15 protein-coding genes are annotated in these 16,274 nt (G+C 56.5%); 1 reads left to right on the top strand and 14 read right to left on the bottom strand.

The features are described 5' to 3' along the window. Positions 1–108 precede the first annotated feature (108 nt). The 14 genes from QGM61_RS03445 to QGM61_RS03510 form a co-directional block, all read right to left on the bottom strand. Complete coding sequence (locus QGM61_RS03445; RefSeq protein WP_281131955.1) at positions 109–1,239, bottom strand: hypothetical protein; 1,131 nt, start codon at positions 1,237–1,239, stop codon at positions 109–111. A gap of 143 nt (positions 1,240–1,382) precedes the next feature. After that, the gene (locus tag QGM61_RS03450) at positions 1,383–3,041 is read right to left on the bottom strand and encodes a hypothetical protein (RefSeq protein ID WP_281131957.1); all 1,659 of its coding nucleotides are present in this window, start codon (positions 3,039–3,041) and stop codon (positions 1,383–1,385) included. Between the two features lie 20 nt (positions 3,042–3,061). Beyond that, positions 3,062–4,030: a DUF4097 family beta strand repeat-containing protein gene (locus tag QGM61_RS03455; protein ID WP_281131959.1), complete on the bottom strand. Its 969-nt coding sequence runs from the start codon at positions 4,028–4,030 to the stop codon at positions 3,062–3,064. Between the two features lie 61 nt (positions 4,031–4,091). Then, a complete protein-coding gene (locus tag QGM61_RS03460; protein ID WP_281131961.1) occupies positions 4,092–4,619 on the bottom strand; it encodes a hypothetical protein in 528 nt (175 codons plus the stop codon). Continuing rightward, a complete protein-coding gene (locus QGM61_RS03465; RefSeq protein WP_281131963.1) occupies positions 4,609–5,139 on the bottom strand; it encodes an RNA polymerase sigma factor in 531 nt (176 codons plus the stop codon). Before QGM61_RS03465 ends, QGM61_RS03460 begins: the two co-directional genes overlap by 11 nt. An 88-nt stretch (positions 5,140–5,227) precedes the next feature. Then, entirely contained in the window at positions 5,228–6,667 is a 1,440-nt protein-coding gene (gene aspA / locus QGM61_RS03470) for an aspartate ammonia-lyase (protein ID WP_281131965.1), read from the bottom strand. After that, complete coding sequence (locus tag QGM61_RS03475; protein WP_281131967.1) at positions 6,664–8,208, bottom strand: leucyl aminopeptidase family protein; 1,545 nt, start codon at positions 8,206–8,208, stop codon at positions 6,664–6,666. Before QGM61_RS03475 ends, aspA begins: the two co-directional genes overlap by 4 nt. 41 nt (positions 8,209–8,249) lie before the next feature. Next, a complete protein-coding gene (locus tag QGM61_RS03480; protein WP_281131968.1) occupies positions 8,250–9,188 on the bottom strand; it encodes an isopenicillin N synthase family dioxygenase in 939 nt (312 codons plus the stop codon). Between the two features lie 18 nt (positions 9,189–9,206). Continuing rightward, a complete protein-coding gene (locus QGM61_RS03485; RefSeq protein ID WP_281131970.1) occupies positions 9,207–10,415 on the bottom strand; it encodes a NupC/NupG family nucleoside CNT transporter in 1,209 nt (402 codons plus the stop codon). Next, positions 10,412–11,089, bottom strand: coding sequence for a uridine kinase (udk, locus tag QGM61_RS03490; RefSeq protein WP_281131972.1), 678 nt, complete (start codon positions 11,087–11,089; stop codon positions 10,412–10,414). Before udk ends, QGM61_RS03485 begins: the two co-directional genes overlap by 4 nt. A 103-nt stretch (positions 11,090–11,192) precedes the next feature. Continuing rightward, positions 11,193–11,714, bottom strand: a complete 522-nt coding sequence (locus QGM61_RS03495; protein WP_281131974.1) for a GNAT family N-acetyltransferase — start codon at positions 11,712–11,714, stop codon at positions 11,193–11,195. Between the two features lie 83 nt (positions 11,715–11,797). Next, positions 11,798–12,073, bottom strand: a complete 276-nt coding sequence (locus QGM61_RS03500) for a hypothetical protein (RefSeq protein WP_281131976.1) — start codon at positions 12,071–12,073, stop codon at positions 11,798–11,800. Between the two features lie 98 nt (positions 12,074–12,171). Next, complete coding sequence (locus QGM61_RS03505; protein WP_237132779.1) at positions 12,172–12,960, bottom strand: hypothetical protein; 789 nt, start codon at positions 12,958–12,960, stop codon at positions 12,172–12,174. A gap of 323 nt (positions 12,961–13,283) precedes the next feature. Next, positions 13,284–14,450: a P1 family peptidase gene (locus tag QGM61_RS03510; protein WP_281131979.1), complete on the bottom strand. Its 1,167-nt coding sequence runs from the start codon at positions 14,448–14,450 to the stop codon at positions 13,284–13,286. A 128-nt stretch (positions 14,451–14,578) separates the two neighbouring features. Here QGM61_RS03510 and QGM61_RS03515 point away from each other — a divergent pair, with 128 nt between their 5' ends. Then, a complete protein-coding gene (locus QGM61_RS03515) occupies positions 14,579–16,264 on the top strand; it encodes an alpha/beta hydrolase (RefSeq protein WP_281131981.1) in 1,686 nt (561 codons plus the stop codon). The last annotated feature ends 10 nt before the right edge of the window (positions 16,265–16,274 follow it).

Here is a 16,274-nt window from a genome sequence, read left to right on the forward strand (position 1 = left end):
GTTGCAGCGTTCTAGACGTGTTTGTAGAGGGCTGATTTTAGAAGTGAGCCCGGCCAACGGCGTTGCACATTGATGCAAGGCCGTTGACACTCCAGGCTTGACCGAGTTTCACGGCACATACTGCCTTTGCACCAGATGCTTTGGATCGGCATCCGCACGCGGCACCAGTTTCTGAGGTCGCGCATACTGGTTGTCGGTGCCGTATAGATTGCCCTCTGCATCTACCGCAAATGAATGCATCTCCAGCCAGGCAGTGGGGCCCTCGCCAGGCAGCAGCCAGGTGTAGACGTGATTGCCTTCCAGATCGAACTGCAGAATCTTGGGCGGGCGAATGTCGGTCACCCAGGCGTATTCATCACTGACGATGATATCCAGCGGGAAGTTGGGACCGGTCCAGCGATCAACAAACTCAAAGTTGGGCACTTCGCCGCGTCCCGGATTGGTCTGCTGAAATACCTGAATGTTCAGACCATCGCGGTCGACCACGTACACCTTGTTATCCGGCCCCATCGCTATGCCATGCACACTCTGAAACTGACCGGGCGCTTCGCCACGCGAGCCGAATTCACCGACGTACTGTCCCTCATTATTCAGGATGACAACACGTGCGTTTTCCAGGCCATCGGCGACCAGCACATGACCATCAGGGAGGAAGGTTACATCCTGCGGTTTGCCGAAATGCGTTTCATCGCTGCCGGAGACATTCTTTTCACCGAGCATGCGAATCAGATGCTGGCCATCCTGGGAGAATACATAGATGACATGACCGGTTTCTTCGACCACCCAGATACGTCGCTCAGGATCGTAGGGACTGACACGCAGCCGGTGCGGGCCGGGGCCGTCTGTGCCTTTCCACAGATGATCCCACTGATTCCAGACCTCCTGGACTTCACCCTCGCTGTTCATCACATAAAGCAGATTCTGCCAGGTCCGGCCTTGCCCCTGAATGACATTCCAGCCCATGGAGCCGGGAAAGTTGGTGTACTCCGGCGGTATGGGATCGGGCAGTTCGGTCTCACCGCGCTGAACGATGATGATGCGATCCTCATTCTCGATATGAATGCCGGAATTGCCGCCCCACGAGTAACCCCGCTCGGCAAAGGGTTTGGCCCAGCTTTCGACAATGTCATAGGGCATGGGGCCTGTGGGCTCCAGTGTCTGGGCAAGCACGGTTGAGGACGACAGGACAAGCAGAACAGCCAGCACAGAACGTGCCGGCAAGACGGACAGGTGACGCATACAGAACTACCCCCGAATCATTATTATTGATCTTGGACGGACAGACGCATTCCCTTGCGTTGTATGTTGTCCTGTCAGGGTATCAACTGATTGTCGGCAGCACCATCTTTTTGATCGTCTGGTACTCTTGCCTGGCTAATGTCTCACAGCCGCGAGCGTTCCAGCTCGACGTCCGCATTGCGCCACTGGTCCTCAAACTGACGGAATATAATCTGCGCCTCGGCGTCGCGGCCCTGAGCTGCCAGCGCCTGTGCCAGGCCAAAATTAGACCAGCCATTCTGCTGGTTCCATTCCAGATCTTTGCGGTAAACCGCTTCGGCTTCCTCAGCACGGCCGGCATCAATCAGTGCAGCGCCTAGGTACAGACGCATGGAGTGCGACCAGTCCGGTGGTTCGGTGTAGTTCAGGTTGTCCTGATATTCCACGGCCTGCTGGTAGTGCATGATGGCGGCATCCAGGTTGCCATTGGCTTCTTCCATCTCGCCCATCAGCGCGTGCATGGCCAGCGTCAGCACATGGTCAGCAGGTGTCGGGCCAACGCCTTCGTTGACGTTGTCCGCAGCGATCTGTGTGCGGATATTGTCCAGTTCCTGCTGGGCGGCATCCATGTGCCCCATGGCTACGTGAGCGCTGCCCATCACGTAACTGAGCATGCCGCTCAAATACGGTGTCGTGGCGCGCTCGCGACGCGCGGCATTTTCCGCATGAATCTTGTCCCACTGACCAAATACCTTGTCCATCACCCACTCATGGGCGATGAACTTTTGTCCACGGCCCATGCCAGGCATGGAGTTGCCAGCATTGCGGGCGGCAGCCTCCGAGGCGTTGGCGTAATTGCCCTGCAGCATGTTGGCGTAACGGACAAAGTCCAGTGCGTGACCAGCGTGCGAACGATGCGAAAGATTGTAGGTGGCAATTGTCGGGAAGTTGGTCTCGCCCCAAATCTCGGCAAACTGCTGATCAACAATCTGTGAGCGCTCATTGGTGCTGACTGCCTTTTCATACTCACCAACGCGCAGATAGATGTGCCCGGGCATGTGCACCATATGGCCGGAAATCGGCACGGTGGCCTCCAGCTTTTGCGCGGCCGGCATGGCCAGCTCGGGCTGTGAAGACGCCTCCATCAGGTGGATATACAGATGATTTGCACCCGGGTGGTCGTGAGAGACGGTCATCGCGGTCTCCAGCGCCGCCTGGGCATCGGCGGTACCTGGCCTGGCAGAGCCGTCTGCATTCCAGTAATCCCAGCGCGTAGTGTTCATGTAGGCCTCGGCGTACACCGTGGCGATATCCGGATCATCCGGATATTTAGCATGCAGATCCGCCATGGCACTAACGTAGGCCGCATCGCGCTCGCGGTCATCCGGGATGGCATCCTTGTTGTACAGCACAAACAGCGCATTGATCATCTCGCGCTCTTTGGCTGTGCCGTTGTTGGACAGCTCCAGCGCGCGGCGGATGGCCTCCAGACCAGCACCCTGAGGGTCATCGGGCAGATTGGCGTAACGGCTGTTAGGGTTGGGGCCAGCGGCGTGGGCCAGGCCCCAGTACGGCATGGGATTATCGGGTTCGAGTCTGGCAGCTTCCTGGTAGGAGGCAATGGATTCAGGGAAGTAGAAGCTCCAGGCCATGCGCAGGCCCTGATCAAAAAACGCCTGCGCTTGTGGATTGGTCAGAGAGGTGGGGCGGCTGTAGTCGCCGCCACCGGGTACCAGCACTGCCAGCGGTTCGTCCTGCGCGTTTACGCCCGCCAGTGGCAGCAGCAAAAACGCTGCCATTAACACTCTGAAAACTCGAACCATTGTGATACTCCTGCGGTTTGTTATTGTTGTTCCACCTCCAGGCGTCCACTCAGTGATGTCAGTGTGACATCTCCTGCCCCCTCTCCTGTGGTGAATTCCAGTCGGCGCGACGGCCCGAAGCTGCCCCGCACGGGCTCATCATCGGTCAAGCCATTGCGGATACTGCCACCAGCATTGCTGCGCAGCGTAAACCGGGCGTCGACATTGGCATCAAAGCCTAGCACCATGGAGCCGCTCACGCTACTACCACTGACACGTGGCGCCTGGCTGTCAGGCAGCTGCAATTCAATGCTCCCGTTGACGGTTTCGATCTCAAGCTCCTGTACACCCTGCACACGGCCTCGGATGCGCCCATTGACGACGTTCAGCGCCACAATTTCCGCCAGGCTGTCGACATTAATCTCTCCATTGACGGCCTGCGCCATCAAACGCCCAATGGTGCCACGCTCTTCGATCTCGCCATTAACGGTGGTGATCGTGACCCGGCCACGGTTGTCGATGGTCGTGATTTCCCCGTTGACGGTATCCAACTCCACAAAGTTGGCCAGATTACGCGCATCAATCGGACCATTAACGGTGCGAATGCGGCTGCCACCCTGAACCCCATCGACACTGACTTCTACATTGACACCGGTAAACTCGATATCGCTGTTGGCGGGGACCGTAAATACCAGCTCTGACCCGCGACTGTTAGAGCGCCCATTCAGCCGCCGTGGCATTTGCACACGAAAGTCGGTAAAGCCGCGCGCAGAATCGAGCTCAAAGCCCTCGGCGTCTTCATCCAGCATGCCCCGGACAGTGAATCGATTATCCGTATTGGTAGAAATGGAGATATCGCCGCGCATCACGTCGATACGGATTTTTTCATTGGCGGATACCTCTCGCATCTCATCAATGGATACCTGTTGGGCAATAGCCTCCACCATGCTCAGCGCGGTAATCAACGCAATCAGCGCCGCTGCCTGTATAAATGTCAGTAATGTTTTCATCGTCTCTCTCCTGTTTAAACTTTTATGTGTCTGTGTCGTGGCCGGCAGCGCAGTCTAATGGTCAATATCCGCTGGTATCGGTTACGGCAATCAGCTGAATGTAATCAAGCTGTTGTCGGTACAGTCCTTCCATCTGGTTCAGTAAGGCCGGGTCATCCGGGTAATAGTTCATGGTCTGCTGTACCTGACCGATCGCCTGGTCCCACACCGCCATCTGGTAACGCCAGTCGCCAAAATCGTCGCTCACCTCGCCCAGCTCGCTGAGCTGGCGGGCTTTTTCCGCTTCAAATTGCTGTGCAATCAGGGCTTCCGGGGGGAGGCCTTCCGTCTCAGCCATCTGCACACCGTTGCTACCCGGTGCCAGCCCCGGATCCGGCAGCCAGTCCAGTCGCAGGGCCAGCGTGCCGACCAGCGCGATAGCAAACACGGCTGCCCAGCGACCGCCCGCCGTAAACCGGTTGCGCTTTGGCGCCGAAGCGGTTTCACGCTCCGGAAGTCGCTGCTCAAGATCTATCCACAGATCCCGCCGCGGCTGGATGTCCTGGCGCAGACCGGCAATCGCCTGATCAAGCTGGTCTTCAGTCTTCACTCAAAAACCCCCTTAACAATGTTCTTGCCCGATGGTACTGGGCCTTGCTGGAGCCTTCTGCTATCTGCAGCAGGTCCGCTATTTCGTTATGCTGATAGCCTTCCAGGGCACACAGGATAAAAACCGCCCGGGCCTGGGTCGGCAGACGCTGGATCGCCATTTCCAGATCCCGGTTCTCGCCATCCATGCCCTGCTCGCCCCCCTGCCGGTCTATGTCCGCGACAAAGTCTTGGGCATCTACAAAATGCAGTCGTTTGTCTTTGCGCCACAGGTCTATGGCTGTCCGTGTTGCGATACTGCGCAGCCATGTCGCAAGGCTACTGTCTCCCTTGAAGTCGGGCAGCGCCTCCCAGACCTTGATAAATATCTCCTGAGCGGCGTCCTCCGCCTTTTGCCGATCACCAAGCAGGCGCCAGCAGACCGCATACACGCGCCCGACATGCTCCTGATAGATCTGATAAAAGGCTTGCCGGTCACCACGCTGGGCGCGCACCACGACAAGATCAAGTTGCTGAGACATTTACAAACAAATTCCGTTGTTTGTAGCGTTAGACGGCGTGATACAGCGTATGGTTTAAACGGGTGTTAAATGATTGTCACGCCAGCGATCATGTTGATCGCTGGCGGGGATTGACCATGTTTTCAGGTTTAAGAATCTCTTCAAGCAGCTTTTCATCCAGCAGACCTTCCTCGCGCACCAGCTCAAGTACGCCGCGCCCACTCTGCAGGGCCAGGGCGGCAATGCGGGTGGCGTTCTCGTAGCCGATATAAGGGTTCAGCGCCGTGATCAGGCCTATTGAGTTGTTGACCAGCTCCCGGCAGCGGTCGACGTTTGCCGTGATGCCGACTACACAACGCTCACGCAGCATATCCATGGCACGGCGCAGCAGGCGCATGTTTTCCAGGATCTTGTATGCAATTAGGGGCTCCATCACGTTCAACTGCAGTTGGCCGTTTTCAGCGGCCATGGTGATAGCCAGGTCATTACCAATGACCTGGTAAGCCACCTGGTTTACCGCTTCCGGGATCACCGGGTTCACCTTGCCTGGCATGATGGACGAACCGGGTTGCTGTGGCGGCAGGTTTATCTCAAACAGACCGGTGCGTGGTCCACTTGACAGCAGACGCAGGTCGTTGCAAATCTTTGACAGCTTCACCGCCAGTCGCTTGGTCATGCCAGAAAAAAGGACAAATGCCCCCATATCCGATGTTGCTTCAATCAGATCGGCGGCCAGTCGCATCGGGTAGCCCGCAATCCGCGCCAGATGATCCACTGCCAGCACGGCATAGCGGGGATCAGCATTGATGCCCGTACCAATGGCCGTGCCTCCCAGGTTGACCTCCAGCAGCAGGTCATACATGCCACCGATACGTTCGATGTCTTCACCCAGTGTCGTGGCATAGGCACCAAACTCCTGGCCCAGTGTCATCGGCACAGCGTCCTGCAGCTGCGTGCGCCCCATTTTGATAATGTCCTTGAACTCATCTCGCTTGGTGGCAAACGCAGCCTGCAGCGCCGCCAGACTGTCGACAAGCTCTGAGTGAGACAACTGCAGACCCACACGGATGGCCGTGGGGTACACGTCGTTAGTGGACTGAGACATATTCACATCATTATTGGGATGCAGGTGCTTGTACTCACCTTTTTTGTGTCCCAGATATTCAAGCGCGATATTGGCGATCACCTCGTTGGCATTCATGTTGGTTGAGGTGCCTGCACCACCCTGAATCATGTCCACCACAAACTGATCGTGGAATTCACCATTGATCAGCCGATCACAGGCATGATCAATGGCCTTGAAGCGCTGCGAATCGAGCAGACCAATATCATGGTTGGCTGCCGCCGCAGCCTTCTTGACCATGGCCAGGCCGATGATCATCTTGGGAAAGTGTGACAGCGGCACACCAGTAAGAATGAAATTCTCGAGCGCCCGCTGGGTCTGTACGCCATAATAAACATCAGCCGGCACTGCCAGCGGGCCAAGCAGGTCTTTCTCGATGCGATGCGGACCGCTTACGATATCTTCTTGTCGAGGGATAGGAATCATTGTTGACCTGCGTATAATTTGACCCATTCAGTCAATAATCGTACACCGTGACCGGTACCACCGGCCGGGTGCACCCCACTGGGACTGCTGACAATCGCCTGGCCCGCCATGTCTATGTGCAGCCAGGGTGTATCACGGGCAAAGTGCTGCAGAAACACGGCACCTGCCTGCGCACCCGGTGATCCCGTATTACGGATATCGGCGATGCGACTGTCGATAATGCCAGGATAAGGACCAAGCGGCAGACGCCAGACCAGCTCGCCGGTCATGTTACCCGCCTCGGTCATTGTTGCAATCAAATCATCATGCTCGCTGAAAATGGCAGAGAACTCGCTGCCCAATGCCGTAGACTTGGCACCTGTCAGCGTCGCAATGTCTACGATGACTGCCGGGTCGTAACGGTCGCGGGCGTAGTAGATACCGTCCGCCAGAATCAGTCGCCCCTCGGCATCAGTGGAGGCCACTTCTATGGTCGTGCCATCACCAGCCGTCAGTACGTCTCCCGGCAGCATTGCCTCACCAGAAATCGAGTTCTGCGACAAAGGCACAACACCCACCACATTCACAGCAGCCTGCTGACCCGCCAGTGCCTTGACAGCACCCACTACCGCGGCGCCACCGGCCTTGTCTGTCTGCATCACCAGGATAGAGTCGGTGGTTTTAAGATCATATCCGCCGGTGTCGAAGGTATTGCCCTTGCCGACCAGTGCGATGGGACGATCATCGCTGCCGCGCCAGTGTGCGATCAGCAAATGTGCTTTGTGCTGGCTGCCTTTGCTGACGCCGTACAGAGATCCGAGACCCGCTTCCAGCACTTCTTCAGGCCCCAGGATAGTAACGTCAACGCCCAGGGGTGTGAGTGTATTGGCGGCATACTCGGCAAACGCAGCCGGGTTGCCATCGGTACCGGGCAGTGTGGTCAGCTCGCGTGCGGTGAAAACGCCTTCCGCCAGAGCGCGCAAAGCGTTATAGCGCTGCTGCAGGTCTCCGGTCGCAGCCGAGACCCAATGATAGGTCTGGCTGGGACGATCATCAGGCTCACTCTTGAGCTGATCAAAGCGATAGTTACGTAGATCTACACCGTGCGCGACGGACGCCATGATGTCTACGGCACGCGCATTGTCAGCGATCAACTCAGAATGAATCTCGATGACCTGGGCATTACTGCCGTTGATGTGTGCACTCAGCGCCGCGCCAATTTCTTCCGCTACCGGACGCTGCAGACTGGCGGGATCGCCCACGCCGAGCAGAATCAGCCGGTCGACGTCCAGGCCGGCGGGCGCCATGATTTCCAGGCGTTGACGGACGGCCCCATCAAACTCGGCGGCAGCCATGGCCCGGCTTATCTGGGCAACTGTCTGCTGGGACCAGCCGGACAACTGCAGCTGTTCGCTTTCCGCAGGCACCAGCATCACCAGCGCGTCTGTTCCCGCCATACCCTGCGGTGCAAAGTGGAACGTTGTATTCAGATACTGCGCCTGCAAACTCAGTGGCAGCAGCAATAATGCGGCGAGCGCCGCAAACCGACGAACAAAAAGCATGACACCCTCCGAAAACACTTTTGAAACCAACCTGATGGATATTACTTCAGCAGACCAATCTCGGCCAGTCGTTCCAGCAGGTAGTCATTTGCAGTGATGGGCAGCGGATAGAGGTCCGGGCGGTCCTCACTGACACAGGTAGTCAGCGTACGAATTTCAAAGTCAGGGTTGGGGTGCATAAAAAAAGGCAGTGAGTAGCGTGAGCGGGTAGCGCCGTCGCCCACCGGGTTCACCACCCGGTGCGTGGTCGAGGGCAGAACGTGATTGCTCAATCGCTGCAACATGTCACCAATATTGACGACAATGGTGTCGCCCTGAGTGGTAATTGGCAACCAGCTGCCGTCCGGTCGCAAAATTTCAAGGCCCGCATCGCTGGCACCAATCAGCAGCGTGATCAGATTAATGTCTTCATGCTGTCCGGCCCGGATGGATCCCCCGGTATCACCGGGTACCGGCGGGTAATGAATGGGCCGCAGGATGGAGTTGCCATAATTCACTTTGTCGGCAAAGTAGTCTCGATCCAGTTGCAGAAACAGCGCCAGCGCCTCAAGAACCCGTTCGCCAAGTCCTTTGAGCTCTGCATACAATTGTTTAAGAGCCGGTTCAAACCCGGGGACCTCCGTCGGCCAGACATTGGGATACAGGCTTTGGTGTGGCGCGTCACCATCAAGCTCCAGACCGACATGCCAGAACTCTTTGAGGTCGGGATGCTTACTGTCACGGGCAGTTTCAATGCCCAATGCCGTGTAGCCGCGGGCGCCGCCAACTCCAGGGATGTGGTATTTCTGTTTGTCCGCCAAAGGCAGATCAAAAAAGGTCTGTACCTGCCTGTAGCTTTCCTTGATCAGACTGGGGGGGATGCCGTGTCCGGTGATGCCACAGAATCCAAACTGCATGTAGGCCTTGCCCAGGGCTTCCACAAAGCGCTCAGTGTCGCTGTCCAGTTCCTGAATGTTTAGTGTTGGTACGGCTGTCGACATACTGCGTCACCTGACCCGCTACAAGAGAGAGAAGAATAAGCCGGCAATCGCGGCGCTCATCAGATTGGCCAGCGTCGCTGCCAGTAATGCCTTCATGCCAAGCTCGGCAATATCCTGCCGGCGATTGGGCGCCATGCCGCCCAGGCCACCGAGTAATATCGCAATCGAAGAAAAATTGGCAAAACCACACAGAGCGATCGTGACTATGATCTGAGTATGCTCACTTAGCTGTTCCTGAACCTGCACAAAGTTCAGGTAGGCAACAAACTCATTGATCACCAGCTTCTGACCAATAAAACTGCCAGCCTGCTGCGCTTCATCCCAGCTTACACCCAGCAGAAATGCCAGTGGCTGAAACAGATAGCCAAACAGCAATTGCAGTGTGATGCCTTCGAAACCGATCAGGCCACCCAGCCAGCCCAGCATGCCATTGATCAGCGCAATCAGACCAACAAAGGCCAGTATCATCGCGCCAACATTCAGCGCCAGCTTCATACCGTTGGCTGCGCCGGTGGCTGCGGCATCAATGACATTGGTGTAGCGCTCGTCATCAACCACCTCTGCCAGATCGTTTTTGGTGCGCTGGGTTTCCGGCAGAATCAGCTTGGCCATTAAAAAGCCACCTGGCGCCGCCATAAAACTGGCGGCGATCAGATACCGGAGCTCAACGCCAAGACCGGCATATCCGGCCAGGACCGAACCGGCGACAGAAGCCAGTCCGCCCACCATAACGGCAAACAACTCGGAGCGTGTCATGCTGGGGATGAATGGGCGCACCACCAACGGAGCCTCGGTATGACCCACAAAAATATTGGCAGCTGCAGACATAGATTCCGGACGACTGGTCTGCAACAGCTTCTGTAAGGCACCACCGATCAGGCGAATCATCCAGCCCATGATATGCAGGTGATACAGCACCGCGATCAGTGAAGAGAAAAACACGATCACTGTCAGCACATGCACAGCAAAAATAAAACCCTGCGAAAAATTGCCAATTTCCCCAAACACAAACACAATGCCGTCATTGGCATAACTGATGATATTGCTGACCACCTGCGTGACCTGCAACAGCACCGCCTGCCCAAAGGGCAGATATATAACAAAGGCACCCAAGAGTAACTGAATGGCAAACGCACCACCCACCGTGCGCCAGTTGATGTGCGCTTTGTCATTGCACACCAGATATGCAATCAACAGCAGCAAGGCAATACCAACCAGTGCCATCATGAGGCGCGCTCCTGCGTCGTATTTAATTTTTCTGTTTTTTGCATTTCGATAATGCGACTGGCGATATGTTCAATGGCCGAATCAACACTGCCATTGCCAGCGACTATTACATCAGCATATTGCTTCGAAGGCTCGATATGTTGTTCATACGCGGGTCGCACCGTCGTCTCGAACTGCGCAATCACTGACTCGCGCGTCCGGCCGCGCTCGGCCATATCGCGTCGGATTCGGCGCTGCAGACAGACATCCAATGGCGTGTCGATGTAAATACACAGATCGACAACCTCCCTTAGCGCCGGATTACTGAGCACCAGGATACCTTCCACCAGCACCACGTTTGGCACCCCTACGGGTGTGGTATAAGGCTGGCGTGTATGCTCAGTAAAATTATAGGCAGGCAGTTCAATGGCTTCCCCTTGGCGCAGTTGCCAAAGATGCTGCGCCAGCAAAGCGTGTTCAAAAGCCTCGGGCTGGTCGTAATTGGTCTGCAGTCGCTGAGAGAAGCTCAGATGCTGCTGATCCCGGTAGTAGGCATCCTCGGGAATCAGCGCGACTTCGCGATGCGGCCAATGTGCCTGAAGATGACGTTTAAGCTGGGCGGCGAAACGGCTTTTGCCAGAGGCGGAGGCGCCGCCGATGGCAACGATAGTGATAAGGTCAGGATTGTGGCTCACTCAATGGTCCTGTCAGACGCTCGGCATCAGGCAAAGCCGCATTATGCGCAATTCCGCCGGCGGAGACTATGACAGCTAAGTGACAAATGCAGGGGTTTACGGGTCAGGGACTGGCCTGCGTGAATGCGGGGTGATAGGCGACTGTACCACCAGGGATTTCTCCCTTCAGCAACAGCGCCTGAAAGTACTCGGGCGGCACGTCGGGCAGCACCAGCCCGGAGTCAGCAACAAATCCGAAGCGGCCATAATACTCAGGCTCACCCAGCAGTACACAACCTTGCGCGTTCTGTTCGCGCAAGGCCTGCAGCGCTGCATCCATCAACCGTGAACCTATCCCCTGCCCCTGGCAGCACGGCCACACGGAAATCGGTCCCAGCCCATACCAGCCAGATGAGCCGTCAGAGACTTCAACCGGTGAAACCGCAACATGCCCGACCACATCGTCTTCCGATTCCGCCACCAGCGAAACCGTCAGTGCACCGGCATCACGCAGCTGACGCACTATTAACTGCTCGGAATGGTCCGAGTACGGCATATCTTCGAAGGCCGCCACTATGACTTCTTCGATCGCCTCGATATCGGCGTGGGTTTCAGGGCGAATAATCACCGGCTCGGTAGCAGACATAACTCGTTCCTCGGTAGACCCGACTTATGATGAATGCTTTTTGTAAAACGTTTATGTCGACGATACCGCCGGACGGCGACCTGTCAGGCCGTGATGTCCAGCAGACTGCCAATCTGCTGATCAGCGGTGCTGACCACGCGGGCAGAGGCATCGAACAGATGAAGGTTTTGTTTGAGGCTTATCAGGGCGGTGTTGGTGTCCGCTGTACCGGTCAGCCCTGCGTTAATCTCGGTGGCGCTATCTCGCACACCCGCCGCATCCACTGTATTGGCGCTGGCAATGTCCTGGGCTGATCGGGTCATTCCCTGGTAGGCAGTTTGCAAACCAGAGAACCCGTAAGAAAAGGTTGAAGAGATCATGGCTTCAGACTACGACGGTCGCTACGGCAGGTCAAGCACTGGGTCTATCATAGACAGACCCGCAGTCCTGCGCTCAACCCCCGACATCTAAGCTGCGATCAATCGCGCACGTCGACCCGGCCACCGATGCGGCCATAATCGACCCCGCCCGAGCCAGTGCTGCGGGCGATGAAGTCACCATCTACATCGTATACATCAATGCTGCCTGAGCCATCATCGTCTATGACGACACTGCCACCAACATTGCTGATATCGATTGAACCAGAGCCATCGTCAGGGATCTCGACATCCCCGGACACCTCACGAATCGTAATACTGCCCGAACCGTCATTAACACGCACGGACCCGGTCACATCCCGAATTTCGATTCCGCCCGAGCCATCCCGAATATCGACGTTACCGGCAACACCGCGGATGTTGATGCTGCCTGAGCCGTCGTCAATACGCAGGTCACCGACTGTGTCGCGAATATCAATTGATCCGCTGCCATCATCGATTTCCAGCGCCATACCAGCCGGTATATCAATGTCCACGTCAATGTAGGCGTAAGTAGACCAGCTTGTATTGAAAAAACTGAAATTCAAATTACCGGTATTCGATTCAGCTTCCATGCGAACCTCAAGATCTCTACCACGCTGATCTGAAACCAGATCAAGTCCGTCCAACTTGTCCTCATCGTCAGCGCAGGCCCGACCCCGGATCACCAGCTGGGAACCGTTGCCAGCGCCACGGACATTCAGATATCCCGAATCCACCTCGACAATCAGACGGGCAACATCTTCAGAATCAAATTCAAGATCAATGTCTTTGCTGTAACGACAATCATCAGCCAATGCGGCGGGGGCAACGATACTGGCGGCCAGTGCCAGGCAGGCGGTCATTTTCACGATCAAGCTCCTTGCTAATTTCTATTTATTTATCGTACACCAGCTAAGCACTGCAAATGCCGGGCCAATTCGCAGCCATCCCCATAACACACTGTATTTAAATTAAAAATTAATCTGGCATGAATAGGAATGAATTTCCAATATGGGTTTTCTTGCCAATTTATAGCCTTATTACTAAACATTATGAGCTGCTTATTGAAAGGAAAAAACGTAGCCGAGGCCGCGAGTGCGAGGCAAAAGCTGGCGAAAAAGCGCAATTTACGAGTAGTAAATGAGCATTTTGAGCCTGCTTTTAACGAAGCAATCGCAACGATGGTAGTTTTTTACTCAATAACGCCGCGTTCGCGGAGAATCTGGATAACACCACCCACCGGCAACTGCGGATGCTGATCGCCATTCACACCCCGAACATCACTTGCCTTGAACAGCGCGTTATAAATGGCCTCCTCAGTCGCCTCTACCACCGCCTGGAACAACGGTGTCATCAGGTCATTGGGCCAGGCTTCGATAGTATGACCCTGCTCACGCCGCTCTGGTGTGCGGCGCACGGTTTCTGCCGTTGAAAAGGCCAGCGCATAGTCACCCGACCCATTGGACATGGCGGAACCGGTCCGTGCCAGCCCCAGGAATGAACGACTGGCCAGTCTGTGCAGATTGCGGTCCGACAACGGCGCATCGGTGGCGATGATGATCATAATGGAGCCGTCAGGTGTTGGATCCTGTGGCACACGCTGGGCCGCTGATGCCAGCGCGTCCGGCGACATGGGAACACCCATGATGTGAAGCTCACCACCATAGTTGGTCTGCACCAGCACACCTACAGTAAATCCGCCATCGGCTTCGGGCAGCACGCGCGAACTGGTGCCGATACCACCTTTCCAGCCAAAGGTAACGGTGCCCATGGCGGCCCCCACACTACCCTCGTCCACTGCGCCATCAGTGGCCGCGGAAATGGCTTCGATGGCATGCTCAGCTTGCACCGCTCGCGCCCTGATGTTGTTGATGTTGGCGTCATTGGTTTCACCGACTACGGCATTGACCGAGCGGACTCGTTCATTTCCAGGTTGCGCCAGCGTCCATTCAATACTGCCAGCTGCCGCCTCGGCAACGGACAGGGTATTGGTTAGCAGCACTGGTGTCTCCAGCTCACCCAGCTCGATCACCTGAGTGGTGCCCATCATTTTGCCGTAACCATTGCCCTGTGCATAACCGGCCGGCACTTTGTCCTGATACAGGTTGCCGCCATGCGGCAGAATCGCCGTGACGCCCGTGCGAATATCATCCCCCTCGATGATGGACACCTGCCCCACTTTGACGCCCGCCACATCCGTGATGGCATTGAGTCGACCTGGCTCGTAAATGCCAGGCGCCACACCGACCTCACGCGCGCGCGGATCATCATCGTTGCCAAAAGCCAGCGGTGCACTCAGTACAAAAAGTGTTAACAGGGCCCGGGAAATTCCCGTCGGGATGAGGTATCTTGCTGGCATTCTGTATCTCCCAGGATCTATGTGCGCAATACTGGCGTGTAGCATGAATAATGCTCAAGCATACTGCTTTATTCATCAGTTGAACCACCCCGTGTAATGTTTTATGGACAGTCAGGTAGTTGTTGACCATGCCGATTAATCGCTGGACCATCAGGCGATTGCTGCGCCGCGCAGGCCATTATTTTCACAGCACTGGCTTATTGCTGGGCACGCTGTTTTTTGCCTTGTCGCTCAGCCCCTCGCTGGTGCCCCGCATGGGTGCCATGCAGGGGCTGCTGTCAGGACTATCCCTGTTGGCCGGCTACGGCATCGGTGCGGCGCTGTATCATCTGTGGGTCTACTTTCATCTGCCGCGTTTCAACGCCAGAGTTCTGTGGCGGCTGCAGTGGCTGGCAGGCGCCATCTGTCTGGCAATTGCTGTACTTTTTATCTGGCAGGCCGGTGAATGGCAGAATGAGCTGCGACGCCTGATGGGCATGAATGAAATCAGTGGCGTGCAAATCAGCACGATCGGCCTGGTTGCTCTGCTCGTCTTTCTCAGTCTGTTAGCGTTGGCACATCTGTTTGTGCGAACCTTTCGTTTTCTCTCCGCGCGCCTGCAACGCTTTGTTCCGGCCCGGGTGTCTCATCTTATTGGCCTGCTGCTGGCCTTCGCCCTGTTCTGGTCCATCATTGACGGTGTCTTTTTTACTCGGGCGTTTCAGGCTGCTGACCGGTCCTATCAACAGATAGACGAGCTGATCGAACCAGAAATAGCCCAGCCCCTGGATGCGGGTCTGGTGGGTAGCGCGCAATCACTGATCGCCTGGGAATCTCTGGGCAGGCAGGGCCGACGATACATCAGTGCAACGCCGACGGTTGAGCAGATAACATCGGTTTCGGGCGCGCCAGCCATGCGCCCGATTCGCGTGTATGTCGGGCTTAATTCCGCGGCATCCAATGCCGCCCGAGCCGATCTCGCACTTCGCGAATTGCAGCGCACCGGCGCCTTCGACCGGGACGTGCTGTTGCTGGTCACACCGACCGGTGACGGCTGGATTGATCCGGCCAGTGTGACTCCGCTGGAATTTCTGCATCGCGGCAGCGTCGCCAGCGTAGCGGCCCAATACTCCTACCTGTCCAGCCCCCTGGCCCTGCTGTCAGAGAGTGAGTATGGCGTCGAGCAGGCTCGCCAGATGTTCCAGACCATATACGGCTACTGGAGTGAGCTGCCTGCCGACTCCCGCCCAAAACTCTATCTGACAGGGCTCAGTCTGGGCGCCCGCAACTCCGATCTGTCCTTTGATTTCTACGACATCATAGATGACCCGTTTCATGGCGCGCTTTGGAGCGGCCCGCCGTTCAGCAGCGAAACCTGGCGCGATGTCACTCAGCGCCGCGATGCAGATACGCCACATTGGCGGCCCAGTTTTCGTGATGGCGCGGTTGTGCGTTTCTTTAATCAATACGGCTCACCCAACTATCCAGAGGATTCCTGGGGCGCGTTTCGCATCGCCTTTCTTCAGTACGCCAGCGACCCTATCACCTTCTTTGACCCGATGTATTTTTACCGCGAACCGCCCTGGATGAGCGCTCAGCGCGGTCCCGACGTATTGCCCACGCTGCGATGGTATCCCGTGGTCACCATGCTGCAGCTTGCCGCCGATATGACCAACCGCACCGCACCACGTGGCTTTGGACACTGGTACGCGGCAGCGCACTATCATGACGTGTGGCTGGCCATGAGCGAACCCGACAACTGGACTGCAGAACAATTGCATGAGCTGCGTGAGTTCTGGCAGGATCACCCGGATGGCCGCCTGCCCGCGCGCTAGCCACCAGCAT

The organism is Pseudohongiella sp. SYSU M77423 (assembly GCF_029911965.1).
Classification (GTDB): Bacteria; Pseudomonadota; Gammaproteobacteria; order Pseudomonadales; family Pseudohongiellaceae; genus Pseudohongiella.